At 71.4% G+C, this 13,476-nt stretch carries 12 protein-coding genes; 7 read left to right on the forward strand and 5 right to left on the reverse strand.

Annotated features, from left to right (window positions below; all coding sequences use genetic code 11):
• Nucleotides 1-8: 8 nt before the first annotated feature.
• The gene (locus tag K3N28_RS21450; RefSeq protein ID WP_228094803.1) at nucleotides 9-722 is read left to right on the forward strand and encodes a siderophore-interacting protein; all 714 of its coding nucleotides are present in this window, start codon (nucleotides 9-11) and stop codon (nucleotides 720-722) included.
• Here K3N28_RS21450 and K3N28_RS21455 read toward each other — a convergent pair.
• Nucleotides 707-1,393, reverse strand: coding sequence for a TetR/AcrR family transcriptional regulator (locus K3N28_RS21455; RefSeq protein ID WP_228094804.1), 687 nt, complete (start codon nucleotides 1,391-1,393; stop codon nucleotides 707-709). The genes K3N28_RS21450 and K3N28_RS21455 overlap by 16 nt on opposite strands.
• Before the next feature lie 147 nt (nucleotides 1,394-1,540).
• Here K3N28_RS21455 and K3N28_RS21460 point away from each other — a divergent pair, with 147 nt between their 5' ends.
• On the forward strand, nucleotides 1,541-1,801 hold the full coding sequence (locus K3N28_RS21460; protein ID WP_228094805.1) for a hypothetical protein: 261 nt from the start codon (nucleotides 1,541-1,543) through the stop codon (nucleotides 1,799-1,801).
• 250 nt (nucleotides 1,802-2,051) lie between these two features.
• On the opposite strand, the gene K3N28_RS21465 is transcribed toward K3N28_RS21460, so the two are convergent.
• Nucleotides 2,052-2,786, reverse strand: coding sequence for a DUF998 domain-containing protein (locus tag K3N28_RS21465; protein ID WP_228094806.1), 735 nt, complete (start codon nucleotides 2,784-2,786; stop codon nucleotides 2,052-2,054).
• A gap of 143 nt (nucleotides 2,787-2,929) precedes the next feature.
• On the opposite strand from K3N28_RS21465, the gene K3N28_RS21470 reads away from it, so the two are divergent.
• The 4 genes from K3N28_RS21470 (at nucleotide 2,930) to K3N28_RS21485 (ending at nucleotide 7,473) form a co-directional block, all read left to right on the forward strand.
• The gene (locus K3N28_RS21470) at nucleotides 2,930-4,255 is read left to right on the forward strand and encodes a sensor histidine kinase (RefSeq protein WP_228094807.1); all 1,326 of its coding nucleotides are present in this window, start codon (nucleotides 2,930-2,932) and stop codon (nucleotides 4,253-4,255) included.
• Complete coding sequence (locus tag K3N28_RS21475; protein WP_228094808.1) at nucleotides 4,252-4,923, forward strand: response regulator transcription factor; 672 nt, start codon at nucleotides 4,252-4,254, stop codon at nucleotides 4,921-4,923. Before K3N28_RS21470 ends, K3N28_RS21475 begins: the two co-directional genes overlap by 4 nt.
• A gap of 280 nt (nucleotides 4,924-5,203) precedes the next feature.
• Nucleotides 5,204-6,028, forward strand: coding sequence for an NAD(P)H-binding protein (locus K3N28_RS21480; protein ID WP_228094809.1), 825 nt, complete (start codon nucleotides 5,204-5,206; stop codon nucleotides 6,026-6,028).
• Nucleotides 6,029-6,315: 287 nt separating this feature from the next.
• Nucleotides 6,316-7,473, forward strand: a complete 1,158-nt coding sequence (locus tag K3N28_RS21485) for a S1 family peptidase (protein ID WP_228094810.1) — start codon at nucleotides 6,316-6,318, stop codon at nucleotides 7,471-7,473.
• A gap of 55 nt (nucleotides 7,474-7,528) precedes the next feature.
• Here the strand turns inward: K3N28_RS21485 and K3N28_RS21490 are convergent, their stop codons facing one another.
• From K3N28_RS21490 to K3N28_RS21500, 3 genes are all read right to left on the reverse strand, one after another.
• Nucleotides 7,529-8,665 carry a DNA glycosylase AlkZ-like family protein gene (locus tag K3N28_RS21490; protein ID WP_228094811.1) on the reverse strand — a complete coding sequence of 379 codons (1,137 nt, stop codon included), beginning with the start codon at nucleotides 8,663-8,665 and terminating at the stop codon, nucleotides 7,529-7,531.
• A 489-nt stretch (nucleotides 8,666-9,154) separates the two neighbouring features.
• Nucleotides 9,155-10,699 (reverse strand): gamma-glutamyltransferase family protein, encoded by a 1,545-nt coding sequence (locus K3N28_RS21495; RefSeq protein WP_228094812.1) that lies wholly within the window; start codon nucleotides 10,697-10,699, stop codon nucleotides 9,155-9,157.
• A gap of 149 nt (nucleotides 10,700-10,848) precedes the next feature.
• Nucleotides 10,849-11,919 (reverse strand): tetratricopeptide repeat protein, encoded by a 1,071-nt coding sequence (locus K3N28_RS21500; RefSeq protein WP_228094813.1) that lies wholly within the window; start codon nucleotides 11,917-11,919, stop codon nucleotides 10,849-10,851.
• Nucleotides 11,920-12,200: 281 nt separating this feature from the next.
• On the opposite strand from K3N28_RS21500, the gene K3N28_RS21505 reads away from it, so the two are divergent.
• Entirely contained in the window at nucleotides 12,201-13,337 is a 1,137-nt protein-coding gene (locus K3N28_RS21505; protein WP_228094814.1) for a hypothetical protein, read from the forward strand.
• Nucleotides 13,338-13,476: the final 139 nt, after the last annotated feature.

Raw genomic sequence — 13,476 nt, forward strand, 5'->3', positions numbered from 1 at the left:
GGACCGGGATGGGTCACGGCTGGGAGGGCGCGGTGCTGAAACTGCTGCGCGCCAAGGACTTCACGTTCACCGTCACGGGCGCGGAACAGGTCGCCGAGCACTATCGACGCCTGAGGTTCACCGACGGCGGCCTCCTCGCCGAACTCGGCGTCCACCCCACGATGTGGATCCGGCTCTGGTTCGACGACGCCGGCAAGCCCCACCAGCGCGCCTACACGATCGTCGACCCCGACGTCGAAACCGGCGCCTTCGCCGTCGAATTCGCGCTCCACGACGGCGTCGCGAGCGACTGGTCCCGGCGGGCCGAGCCGGGCGAGACCATCCAGGCCACCGTCTACGGCACCGGCTTCGAACCCCTCGATCCGGCCCCGGAACGCCTCCTCATCGTCGGCGACGCCGCCTCGCTCCCGGCGATCAACTCCCTGCTCGACGCCTTCCCCGAGACCCCGGCGACGATCTGGTTCGAGACCGCCGACGACGACGCGCTCCCCTTCAGGACCACCGACCGGCACGACCTCAAGCGGATCCCGCGCGGCGGCGCCGGCGAGACGCTGGTGCAGCGGGTCCGCGGCGAACTCCCCGACCTGGCGAAGGACCCGGCCCGGATCTACTGCTGGATCGCGTGCGAGGCCAAGTCGACCCGGGCGCTGAGCGCCTTCGCCCGCAAGGAGATCGGCGTCCCCAAGGACCGCCTGCACGCCATGGCCTACTGGCGCGCCTGACGCTCCTGCTCCGGGCGCCGGTGCTTCGGCTCGGTGACCTCGGCGAGGAACAGGCCGACGACGGCGTCGACCATGCCGGCTCCGGCATCGTGCCAGCTGTCGCGGGCCGTCCGCAGCCCCGAAGCGAGCGAGACCTCGCGGACGGCCGGAGCGACGACCATGAGCTCGCGGACCATCTGGTCGCGTTCCTGCCGCACCGCTCGGGGCAGGTGGACGAGGCACTCGTCGACCCCGGCCCGGATGCGCTGCAGCGACGGCGACTTCAGGTCGCCGTCCTCCAGAATCGGGCGGAGCGCGGGATCGGTGAGCACCTGCGCGGTGAAGCGCGCGAACCAAGTCGGATCGCCCAGGGCGCCAAGGTGATCCACCACGGGGAAGATGAAGCACTCGACCCACTCGCGCAGCCCCGGCGAGTCGCCGATCGACTCGACCCGCTCGGTCCGGAGGCGCTCGATCGACGCCGTGTGGCGATGCACGATCGCCCGCACGACATCGGTCTTCGAGCCGAAGTGGTAGCCGACGGCGGTGTTGTTGCCCTGCCCGGCGGCCTCGGAGATCTGGCGGGCCGAGACCGCCGCGACCCCGTGCTCGGCGAAGAGCCGCTCCGCGGCGTCCAGGAGCGCTTCCCGCGTCGCCTCGGCCCGTGAACTCCGCGTGGTGGTCCCACTCATCCGCTCTCCCCCTGATGCCATGCGTCGAAACCGAAGACACGACCTTATCAGTCAGGTGCCTTAAACATCCGCAGCGACACCGCCCGCGAGTGCCGAGTCGACTACGGTGAGCGGTGGACGAGCATTCCCGAGGCGAGGAGTCGGCGCGTGACGAGCACAGCGGAGATCAAGTCGCAGATCCAAGGCGCGATCGAGCAGATCCAGGAGGCGATGGGCGCGGTCGGCGGCGCCCAGTCCCAGGCCGACGCCGCCATCGGCGCCGGCACGGCCGCCACACAGGACACCGGCAGTCCCCTTCCCGGCGAGGCCCTGGCGCAGTGGCAGCAGGCGAAGGAGCAGCTCGACGAGGCGCTGAGCCTGTTCCAAGGCGGCGTGGACGCCTTCGAACAGTACGCGGAAGGCATCTAGCGCCACGGGTTCCGGCCGAGGCTCCGCGAGAAGACCCGGGCCGGTCGACCTGCCTGACCGACCGACGCCGCCGACCCGAACGCTTCAACGGCGATGCCCGGCTAGAACCAACTGCCGAAGCCCGGCCCCCGCGGCTCCTCATCGCTGCGACGGAACGGCGAGCAGTCCTCCGCGACCCGCCGCAGTTCGCGGCAGCCCCCGAGGGACATCCTGGCGCGGGCCAACCGCCCCCGGAGACCCTTGAGGCCCTTCACGACCGCGCTCCGGCGAACGCGGGAACGCCGGCTTCGGCATTCGTCGCCGCAACCGCGGGACCGGTCGCGGGGAGCGCGGGAACGCGAACGGGTTCGGCCGTCCGCACGCCGACCCGGGCCGAATTCGCGATCAGCATCCACACCAGCGCCGACAGCACCACCAGCAGCACGCGCTGCCCGGCCCCGCGCCAGTCGCCGCCGTCCAGGAACGCCGGCAGGAACGTGTTCACCGTCGTCGTCAGGAACGTCGACGCCGCCAGCGCGGTCACCCACCAGGTCCCCCGCCGCACCCACTCGGGCACGTCGGCGTCCTTCATGCGCACCGCGCACAACGCGGCCACCACCGTGAGCATCACGAACGCCGCACCCGCGGTGTAGCGGTGGACCTGCGCCCACCATGTGAGGCCCGACTCGGGCGTGCCGGTCCGGAACACGGCCGCGCCGACCAGCATGACGGCCGTGGCGCCCAGCAGGAACCGGATGCAGCCCTCGCGCGCCAGCCCGACCCCGCGCCCGGCGAGGATCGCGCAGGCCAGGGCCAGGCTCAGGACCGAGGCGGGGAACAGGAGGACCCCCGGCCAGGTCACGGCGTAGCTGGAGACCGGCGTCGCGACCGGGTCCACCGTGTCCGACTGGGTCAGGTGCATCACGGCGAAGCCCGCCTGGCCGGCCGCGACTCCGGCCATGGCGGTCACTTCGGCTGCGCGCGTTCGGAACAACTCTCGTCTCATGCGGCGAACGGTAAGTTCCGGGAAGTCCCCTTCCCTCAAGCCGAGGCGTGGAATCGCGCCTCACACCCAGGGGTGAGACGCGCCCTCGGGGCCCGTACCGCAGAGTGAGGGCGCGCATGCCGGGGGCGGCATAGGTTAGGACCGTGAAGCCCGAGACCAGGAAGCCGAACCACGCCCGCGCCGCGATCACGTACCTGATCGCCGCCGCGCCGCTCGGCAGCGCCTCCTGGCGCTGGCGCTTCACCACCACCCTCGCGATCGTCGGGCCCGGCTCGGTGCCGTTCGCGCTGGCGCTGTTCCTGATCGAGCGGCACTCGCTCCTCGTCGACTACGGGATCGGCTGGTCCGCGCTGCCCGCCGCGGCCACCGGCATCGCCGTGGTCCTCGCCCGCTTCCGGCCCTTCGAGGCCTGGCTGCTGGTCATGGCGTCGTTCGCGGTGACGTTCCTGTTCGCCTCCCTCCCAAGTTGGGCGCCGTGGCCGCTGACGGCCCCGAACCTGCTCGCCGCCCTGGTGGTGCTGTTCGCGCTCGGCCGCGACCGGAGGGCGCTGCTCGGCGTCCTCGCCTGGTGCTCGCTCTTCCTGGCGGGCATGGTCACGGTGTGGGCGTCCAGGGTGAGGGCGTTCGATCCGCAGCCCGCCTGGGCCCCGCTCCCCAGTTCCAGCATCGCGACCGACAGTCTCACGCTCGGCACGCTGCTCGGCGCGCTGGCGTTCCTGGTGGGCCTGCTGATCCGGATCCGGCGGCAGGCCCGGGCCCGGGTCGCGGAGGAGGAACAGGTCGCCGAATCCGAGCGGCACCGCCGGCGCCTCCTCGAGGAACGCACCCGGATCGCCAGGGAACTGCATGACATCGTGGCCCACCACATGTCGGTGATCACCGTGCAGGCGTCCACTGCGGAGTATCGAATCGCCGACTTGAGCGAGGAGGCGCGGGCGGAGTTCCGGTCGATCAGCGACCAGGCGCGGGAGTCGCTCGCGGAGATGCGGCGGCTGCTCGGGGTGCTGCGCAGCGAGGACGAGGCGGGCGCGCGGGAACCGCAGCCGGGCCCGGAGGCGCTGCGGAGCCTGGCCGAGTCCGTGGACCGGACCGGGACGCCGGTGTCGCTGAAGGTCGGCGAGCTGCCGGAGGACCTGCCGGAGACGGTGGCGCTCACCGTGTTCCGGATCGTGCAGGAGGCGCTGAGCAACGTGGTGCGGCACGCACCGGGCGCGTCGACCGCGGTCGTGGTCGCCGCCAGGGGCCGCAAGGTCACCGTTACGGTGGTGAACGGACCGTCCCCGGAGAAGTCCGCGTCGGCGCATGTCGAGGACGGCGCGACGTCGCCGGGGTTCGGCCTGGTGGGGATGCGCGAGCGCGTCGCGCTCGACGGCGGGGCGTTGGAGACCGGCCCGACCGCCGGCGGCGGCTTCCGCGTGCACGCGTCGCTGCCGATCGACGACCGTTCGACCATCGAGGAGTCCCCGTGACGATCAAGGTGCTCATCGCCGACGACCAGGCCATGGTCCGGGCGGGGTTCGCGGCGCTGCTGAACGCGCAGGAGGACCTCGACGTGGTCGGCGACGCCGCCGACGGCGTGGCGGCGGTGACCGAGACGTCGCGGCTGCGTCCGGACGTGGTGCTCATGGACGTGCGGATGCCGACCATGGACGGCCTGGAGGCGGCGAAGCGGATCCTGTCGACGCCGGAAGAGCGCCGGCCGCGGGTGCTCATGCTGACGACGTTCGACCTCGACGACTACGTGTACGAGGCGCTTCGCATGGGCGCCAGTGGGTTCCTGCTGAAGGACGCCCCGCCGGGCGACCTCATCGCGGCGGTGCGGGTGGTGGCGGCCGGTGACGCGCTGCTGGCGCCGTCGGTGACGCGGCGGCTCATCGAGCAGTCCTTCAAGGCGCGGCCCGCTTTGACGCGGTCGGCGAGACTGGACGAGCTGACGCCCCGCGAGGAGGAGGTCCTGCGCCTGATCGCGCGCGGCCTGTCGAACCCGGAGATCGCGGAGGCGCTGTTCGTGTCCGAGCAGACGGTGAAGACGCACGTGGGCAAGGTCTTCGCGAAGCTGGGCCTGCGCGACCGCGCCCAAGCGGTCATCTGCGCCTACGAGACCGGCCTGGTCACCGCGGGCGACCCGCGGGAGTAGTCGCGCCGCACCAGGCTGACGCGATCCTTCAGCTCGGCCGACCCCCGAGGCATCGTCACCTGCCCCCGGTCTCGTCCCCACGGGCCACGCTGGCATCGCGGGACGCCCGATGCCAGCCCGGCCCCGTGGGCCCGGTCGTCTCACCGCTCGCCGCCCTCCGCACCTCACCGGCCCCTCACACCGCCGCCAGAAAATCTCGCCCCCTACTGGAATAGATCATTCCGCTCTGCTATTGTTGGAACAAGTCATTCCGTTCCGATTTTTCTTCTGAGGAGAACCCATGCGCGTGCTCATCACCGGAGCCACCGGCACCGTCGGCCGCAACGTCATCGAGCAGCTCATCGCCCTCGACCCGACCGTCCGGCTCCGCGCCCTGACCCGCAATCCCGAAGCGGCCCTGCCCGAAGGCGTCGAGATCGCCGTCGGCGACCTCGCCTCGCCCGAGACCCTGACCGAGGCGTTCAAGGACGTCGACGCCGTCCACTTCATCAACTTCGCCGGTGAGCAGTACGCGCCCCTCACCGACGCCGACACCATCGTCGCCCTCGCCGAAGCCGCCGGCGTCCGCCGCGCCACCGTCCTCGGCGGCCGCGCCGAAGGCCTGCTCGAACAGGCCCTCACCGCCGGCGGCATCGAGACGACCTTCCTCCACCCGGTCGAGTTCATGTCGAACACGTTGATGTGGTGGGCCGGCGCGATCAAGTCCGAGGGCAGGATCCGCGAGCCCTTCGGCGACCGCGTCAGCGCGATGATCCACCCCGCCGACATCGGGGCGGTGGCCGCGAAGGTCCTGCTCGAAGGCGGCCACGACGGCGAGACCCTCCTGCTCACCGGCCCGGAGGCCGTCCCGATCAAGGAGAAGGTGGCGATCCTCGGCGAGGCGATCGGCCGCGAGCTGGAGTTCGTCGAACTCACCGTCGAAGAGGCCCACGAGAAGTGGAGCAGCGAGGGTATGGGCCCGGACATGATCGCCTTCCTCACCGAGGCGCTCGGCAACACCCCCGAGGAGGGGAAGACCGTGGTCGGCACGGTCGAAGCGGTCACCGGACGCCCGGCGCGGAGCTTCGCGGAATGGGCCGCCGAGCACGCCGAGGCGTTCCGCTGAGGACCGATGACGAAAGGGGCGCTGCCGCGATCGCGGCAGCGCCCCTTTTCATCCGGAATTCTGTGAATTCACAAGCCTCTTGACATTCCTGAAACTACACACCACTTAGCCTGTTATTCAGTGAATTATTTGCATCTTTCGCTTTTTCCCGTTTGCCCCTAGTCTCCATGTATGGCATGGCTCACCATCATCTCGGCGTCGTCCGCAACCAGCGGGCGGCACCGGCCTGCCGTGGCAGTCGCCTCCCCGTCGACTGTCGATGCCCTCACCCGAAAGGCACACCTCACATGAAACGCCAACGCGTGCTCGCAGTCACCGCTGCAAGCGCCATCGCCACCGCTCTCACGCTCGCAGCCGGGGCGGCACCCGCCTCGGCCGAGATCCTCGACGCCAAGGCCGACGAGGCCCGCGCCGAACTGACCGGCAACGTCTCCCCCGGACTCCTCGACGAACTCCAGGACACCTTCGGCCTCACCGAGTCCGAGGCCTACGACCGCCTCGCGGTCGAGTCCGTCGCCGCGGCGCTCCTCGAAGAGGTCCCCGACTCGCTCGACGACTCCTATGCGGGCCTGTGGGTCTCGGAGGACGCCGACGAGATCTACGTCGCCACCACCGACGCGGCCGAGGCCACCGGCCTCCGCGCCGAGGGCGCGACCCCCGTCCTGGTCGAGCACGACCTGGCCGCCCTCGAAGCGGCCGCGGCCGCGATCAACCCCGTCGACGTGGAGGGCTACTACGGCAACTACATCGACGTCGTCGCGAACACCCTGGTGATCGAGGCCGCCGACGAGACCGTCGCGGCCGACCTCATCGAGGCCGCCGGGATCGACCCGTCGCTCGTCACGGTCGACGCGGAGGCCGAAGCGCCCCAGACGTACTTCGTGCGCGGCGGCGACAGCTACATCATCGAGAACTCCTGGCGCTGCTCGGTCGGGTTCTCCGTCCGACAGGGCTCGACTCCGGGCTTCGTCACCGCGGGCCACTGCGGCGACGCAGGCAACAGGGTGACCAGCGGCGAGGCCGCCCCGGGCACCTTCCGCAACTCGGTCTTCCCCGGAGCCGACCGTGCCTGGGTCGCAGTCGGCTCCGGCGAGCAGCTCCTGGACGACGTGAACATGTACTCCGGCACCCGTGACGTCGCCAACGCGAACACCGCCGCGGTCGGCTCCTCCATCTGCCGCTCCGGTTCGACCACCGGCTGGCACTGCGGGACCGTGCAGGCCTTCAACCAGACCGTGCGGTACGCCGAAGGCGCCGTCTACGGCATGACCCGCACCAACGTGTGCGCCGAACCCGGCGACTCGGGCGGCTCGTTCATCTCCGGCAACAGCGCCCAGGGCATGACCTCGGGCGGCTCGGGCAACTGCCGCACCGGCGGGACGACCTACTTCCAGCCGATCGGTCCGGCCCTGAGCGCCTGGGGCCTGACGCTCGTCACGAGCTGACAGAGCCATAACTGAACAGCGTCGAGGGCCTTCCGCGAGGAGGGCCCTCCTCGCGTCAGACGGGGTCTTCGGTGGGGCCCTCGACCTCGGCCTTCCAGCGGACTTCGGCGCCGACCCAGGAGGCGGCGCGTTCGACGGCGGCGTGCAAGTGCTCGCGGTCGGCGCGGGCGTCGTCCCACTGGGCGGCCTCGACCACCAGGTCGCCGTTGCTGCGGCGCAGGGCGACGCGGCCCGGCAGGTCGTCGCCGACGAAGATCGGCAGGCAGTAGTAGCCGAAGGTCCGCAGGGGCTCGGGCACGTAGATCTCGATCTTCCAGCCGTGGCCCCACAGCCGCTCCATGCGCTCGCGCAGCCACACCAGCTGGTCGAACATCGACACCGGCACGGCCCGCTCGGCGCCGGTGACGCGCGACCGGCGCACCTGCGGGTCGATCCAGGTGCGGCCCTTCCAGCCTTCGACGGCCACCTGCTCGATCTCGAGTTCGCGCAGCACGCGCTCGGCGTCGGCGATCTTCAGGCGGAAGTAGTCGGCGATGTCCTTGGAGGTGCCCACGCCGAGGTTGCGCAGCGCGGTGGTCACCATGTAGCGCAGGCATGCCTCGTCGTCGGCGTCCCACAGGTGCTCGGCCGGGATGGCGCGTTCGGCGAGCTGGTAGACGCGCTTGAAGCCGATGCGGTGGGTGCAGGCGACCTCGCCGAACCAGAGCAGGCGCTCGACGGCCTGCTTGTGGTCGGTGCGGAAGTTCCAGCTGTCGCCCATGTTGCCGGTGCCCTGGTTCCGGTGCATGGCACCGGAGGGGAAGTCCGAGACGGTGATCGCGCCGCGGTCGGCGAGGAGGGCCAGGACCTCGGCTTCGGCGACGGCCAGGGAGTCGTCGCTGTAGCGCTCGCGCCAGGCCTTGCGACGCCGGGCGAGGTAGGGCCAGGCGGAGACGGGAAGGAGCGACATGGCGTGGGCCCAGTACTCGAAGGCGACGGGGCGGGGACGGCGGTCGAGGCTGCGCACAGCCTCGGCGACGTCGAGGTTCCGGGCGAGCAGCGTGAGCTCGTGGGCACGGCGCACCGCGGAGATGGTGTCGAGCTGGATGCACCCGAGCCGTTCGAGGACGGTCTTGAAACGGGTGGCCTTGGGCCGCAATTGCGCGGCAAGGGCGATCCGCCGCGCATCGACAAGCCGCAACGACTCAGGCACTGATCCGGTCCTCTCGACAAAGCTGGGTGACGCACCCGACCGTACAACCAAGCACCGACAACCGGTCGAGGAGCGCCCCGCCAGCGCGCCCCGCCTCCTACTGCGCAACCGGTCTCGCCCTCCCGTGCGGCGCTGCCGCAGCCGAGGGGAGCGTTGGGGTACCGCACACCGCACACCGCACACCGCACACCGCACACCGCACACCGCACACCGCACACCGCACACCGCACACCGCACACCGCACACCGCACACCGCACACCGCACACCGCACACCGCACACCGCACACCGCACCGATTATCAAGCCGGTCCGGCCTGCCCGCTCACCGTTGTCGCACCCTCGATGCACCATCGAAGCCGGGGGCGCCGCAATTCCGGCACACCCGGCCCCGGGGACCGCAACGCCCCACAGCCGTCCCACGCCCGGACCATCGTTGAACCGGGGGAACCGGGGAACCGACACACCCGATTCCGGGATCCGGCCCCGCCGCTAGTTCGGCGCCACCGCCACGGTCCCCGTCTCGGCCCTCGGGTCGGCCGCGCCCTCGGCGCGGCCCTCCTCATCCACCTCGATCAGATGCGCGTGACCGAAACCGCTCCCGGCCGCCGACCACGCCACCGCGTGCCCCCGCTCGGCGAGCCCCGCGCTCCACGCCTCCGGCGCGCCGGACTCGAGCTCCACATCGATGTCGTACACCCCGCTCCAGGTCCCGAACCCGGTCTCACCCGGGTGCAGGCGCCACCGCGGCGCACGCATCGCCATATCGACCGGCTCGCCACTGTGGAGCACACGAGCGATCAGCTGCCCCACGATCTGCGGTTGCGAATCGCCGCCCATCGTCCCGGCCACCAGCCGCAACGACCCGTCGGCCCGTGTCACCAACGCGGGCACGAGCGTGTGCGGCGGACGCCTCCCCGGCCCGAACTCCGCCGGGTGCCCCGGCTCCAGGCTGAACCCGGTCCCCCGGTTCTGCAGACCGATCCCCGTCCGCGGCTCGAACAGCCGCGTCCCGAACCCGGCCGCGTTCGACTGGATGTAGGACACGCCCATGCCGTTCCCGTCCAGCACCGCCATGTACGTCGTCCCGCCGGCGGCCTGCTGGACCGGCACCTCGGTCTTCCGCTCGGGACTGATCCGCGCCGCCCGCTCCGCGGCCGCGGCCAGCAGGTCCGAGACGTCCGCGCCCTCGAACAGCCGCTCCGGCCGGTCGTGCCCGGCCTGCCGCGAGGCCTCCACCAGGTAGTGCGCCCACAGCGGGTCGCCCGCGTCCGCCGGGAGGTCGAGCCGGTCCGCGATCGCCAGCGCGAGCAGCAGCAGGTAGCCCTGCGAGTTCGGCGCCGCGGCCCAGACCCGGTGCCCGAACGCCTCGGCGCTCAACGGCGCCTCCCAGCCCGCTTGGGACGCAGCCAAGTCGGCCTCGGTGAAGAGCCCCTTGCCGAGCTCGATCAGGCCCTGCCCGAAGTCGCCCAGGTAGAACCCGTCCCGCCCGCCTTCGGCGGTCGCGCGCAGCGCGGCGGCGGTCCGCTCGCGCTTCACCGTCGCTCCGGCTTCGAGTCCCACCAGGTCCTCGGCGCCGGCGACCCCTTCCAGGGTCCGCCCGGCGTTCGCGAGCATCGCCGTCGCGGGCCACCCGCCCGACGCCAGCGCGATCGCGGGCGCGAGCAGTTCGTCCATCGGCCGGGTCCCGTACCGCTCGTGCAGCGCGAACCAGCCGTCGACGCAACCGGGGATCGTGGTGGAGCGCAAGTCGTTCCGGAACGGCATCACGCGGTGCCCCTCGGCGCGCAGCCCCTCCGGGTCAGCGCCGGAACCGGCGCGACCTGAGGCGTTCAGGGAGGCCGGGGTCGCCTCGCCGGGCACGTGGACCAGCGCGAACAGGTCGCCGCCGAGCCCGCACAGGTGCGGGGCGACCACCGTGAGGGCCGCACCCGCCGCGATCGCGGCGTCGACGGCGTTGCCGCCGTTCTCGAGCACGTCGCGGCCGATGCCGCTGACGAGCGGATCGACCGAACAGACCACACCCTGATCGACCACGGAGACTCCTTCTGCGCGCCCGGCGGGCCGGAGAACGGCCCGCCCGGGAGATCGGAACGCCCCGAACCGCAGGTCCGGAGCGCTTTCGGCGAACGCCTCGTAGCCTACCTTGCCGCGCGGCTAGTGGCGACCGGGCCGAAGCCGCCCGCCTAGGCCCCGATGCCGCCGATCACGCGCTTCCCGGAGATCTGCGCGGCCCGCCAGTACCACTCGGCGTACCCGCCGATGACGAGCGCCAGGATCCCCAGATGCTGCAATGCGGTCAGCTCACCGAGCAGCACCAGGACGATCCCGCCGAGCACCAGCGCCGTCCGCGCCAGCGCCCCCGCGAGCTGTCCTCGCCGGCCCTCGGCGACCAGGTCCCGTCGGCACTGCGGCGGCAGTTCGAACAGCGACCGCGCCCAGGCGACCGCGTACCCCGCCACCAGCGCCCCCGAGAGCACTGCGCTGCCCGGCATCGGCGTCGGGGCGATCCAGTCGATGACGTTGAGCACCAGAGCCGCCCGCAGGGTCCACTCATACCAGCGCCACGTCCAGCGCCGCAGCGTCACGTCGTACAGCGTCGACACGTACGGGCCCCCGCCGTCGCCGGCCGCGTTCGCGGTCTCCCAAGCGACGCTCACGCCCGAACTCAACCGCCCGCGGGCCTGCAGGACCTCGGCGAGGTCGCGCCGCACCGCCTCGTCCCCGGGTTCGAGTTCGAGCGCCCGCTCGTAATGCGCCTGGGCGAGCCGGAACCGAAGGTGGTGGTCGTAGATCCGCCCGGCCGTGTGCTGGACCCACGCGTCGTCGGGCGCCCGCTCCAGCGCCTGCTCCACCAGCTCGCGGGTCTTGGCGAACTCCAGATCCCGGTATCGGCACCAGGCCAACTGCATGTAGTACCGACCGTTGTCGGGCGTCAACGCTATGGCCCGCCACAGCGACTGCGCACCCTCGTCCGCCCGCCCCAGCTCGAACAGGACGTTCGCCAGCATCCAATGCGCGTCGGCGTTCTCCGGCTCCTCCTCGACCGCCCGCTCCGACCACTCGAGCGCGGCCTCTTGGCGATCGGACAGGTGTAGGCACCACGCGAGCAGCAGTTGCGAGACCGACTCAGGCCCGTACCGCTCGACGCCCTGCTCCAAGACCGCGGCCGCCTCGTCGTACCGGTCCTCGTCGATGAGCTCCCGCGCGCGCCCTTCGACGGCGCCGGCGATGAACGCGGGCCAGGTCTTCGCCACCGCCTTGAGAACACGCCCTTGGGCTCGCGGGGACGAGGCCCCGGATGGGCCGACGGCATCGGTCATTCCCGACTCCAGATCGCTGGGGGCACTTCAACGGGGGCAGCAGAGCAGCGGCCGCGGGATTCCTCGGGACTCCAACCGCGTGCCGATGCTCACGACAGGTGCTTTTGTCCCCCGGCCCCCTTAGCATAGAGGTGGACCGCGTCCACCGGTACGGCCAAGTCTCTTGTACCGTGGAGTTTCCGCGGTGGGGACGAGAGGAAAGATCGGAACTGGTCATGGAAGAGCCGACACAGCCTGCTGACTCAGCCGGGCCGATCTCATCGACGGTGCACCGTTGGCGGCGCCTCGCCGTCCGGCACAACCTCGAGTGGAGTGAACTCCTACTGATCGCGCTGAACCTCTACGGTCTGCGCGGAAACAACACCGAGGGCATGCGCCTGCGGCTGAACTCCGAAGACGAGGAGTTCATGCTGGTCCTGCCCGCTGACCGCGCCACGTCGCCGTTCAGCCTTCGCGCCCACGTCGACCCCTCCTCGCCGCAGCACGGCCTGAGCGAGCTGTGCGTCGACGGCACACCGGTCGCCGAGATCATCGAAGCCGAACCCGGCGAAGAGGTCCGCGGCTACCTCCGCGCCGACGGCACGGCCGCGACGCTGCTCCTGCAGACCGGCATAGATTCCACCGAACTGGTGAAGTGCTACCGCGACCTGTTGCAGGCCTTGGCCTCCGACCTGGCCGACGACGGCGAGCAGCACGTGTTCGACGAGGTCACCCTCTCCGCCGGCGGCGTCCACGACGAGGCGCTCGTGGTCGAGCACCTCGCGGCCGTCCGCGAGGCGATGACCGGCGAGGGCATGCCCGAGTCGACGACCCTCGGGGTCCTGACGCCGGCGCTCCGCAGCCAGTCCGCGTTCGCCGAGCTCGCGGCGAAGGTCGGCCCGGTCCTGTTCTTCCTGACCACGGAGACCTTCGAGGACGACACGCCCGCGACCGAAGCCGAACCGTCGGTCCCCGTAGACGCGGCGGCGGCCGACCCGCTGACGCCCGCGGCGAACCAGCAGTCCGAGCGTCTCTCCGAGATCCTCGCGGCGGCCCGCGAAGCGGGACACCGCACTTCGTTCACCTACACCGTGGGCAGCGAACCGCTCGACGAGATGCGCGCGTGGCTTCTGCCCCTCGCGGAGCAGACCACCATGTGGCCTTCCCTGACGATCCTCCCGGCCGAAAGCCCCGTGGACGACTCGCAGCACGTGGCCGCCCCGGACGAACGCCTCGACTTCTTCCTCGAAGCGAGGCGCCTCCTGGAGCAGATCTTCGCGCCGACGCAGCTTCGCCCGCAACCGTGGCGCTGCTACCGAGGCCTCTGGTATCGCCAACACGCCGGCGAACACCTCGACGGCCCGTACGTCTAAGCAGACGGCAGGGGCCGCGACCGAATCAGGTCGCGGCCCCTTGCCGTGTGCACCGAAGAATGCCGGGCACGGCGAAGCGCCCCACCGCAATGCGGTGGGGCGCGCTATCGGGAAGGCAAACGAAGAAGGCCCCCACCTC

Source organism: Glycomyces sp. TRM65418 (assembly GCF_019710475.1).
Lineage (GTDB): Bacteria > Actinomycetota > Actinomycetes > Mycobacteriales > Micromonosporaceae > Glycomyces.

Bases quoted from the DNA above. Each gene is read 5' to 3' on its own strand.
- K3N28_RS21485 (WP_228094810.1), top strand. From the start codon at position 6,316: ATGAAACGCCAACGCGTGCTCGCAGTCACCGCTGCAAGCGCCATCGCC.
- K3N28_RS21450 (WP_228094803.1), top strand. From the start codon at position 9: ATGGGTCACGGCTGGGAGGGCGCGGTGCTGAAACTGCTGCGCGCCAAG.
- K3N28_RS21465 (WP_228094806.1), bottom strand. From the start codon at position 2,786: ATGAGACGAGAGTTGTTCCGAACGCGCGCAGCCGAAGTGACCGCCATG.
- K3N28_RS21505 (WP_228094814.1), top strand. From the start codon at position 12,201: ATGGAAGAGCCGACACAGCCTGCTGACTCAGCCGGGCCGATCTCATCG.
- K3N28_RS21455 (WP_228094804.1), bottom strand. From the start codon at position 1,393: ATGAGTGGGACCACCACGCGGAGTTCACGGGCCGAGGCGACGCGGGAA.
- K3N28_RS21480 (WP_228094809.1), top strand. From the start codon at position 5,204: ATGCGCGTGCTCATCACCGGAGCCACCGGCACCGTCGGCCGCAACGTC.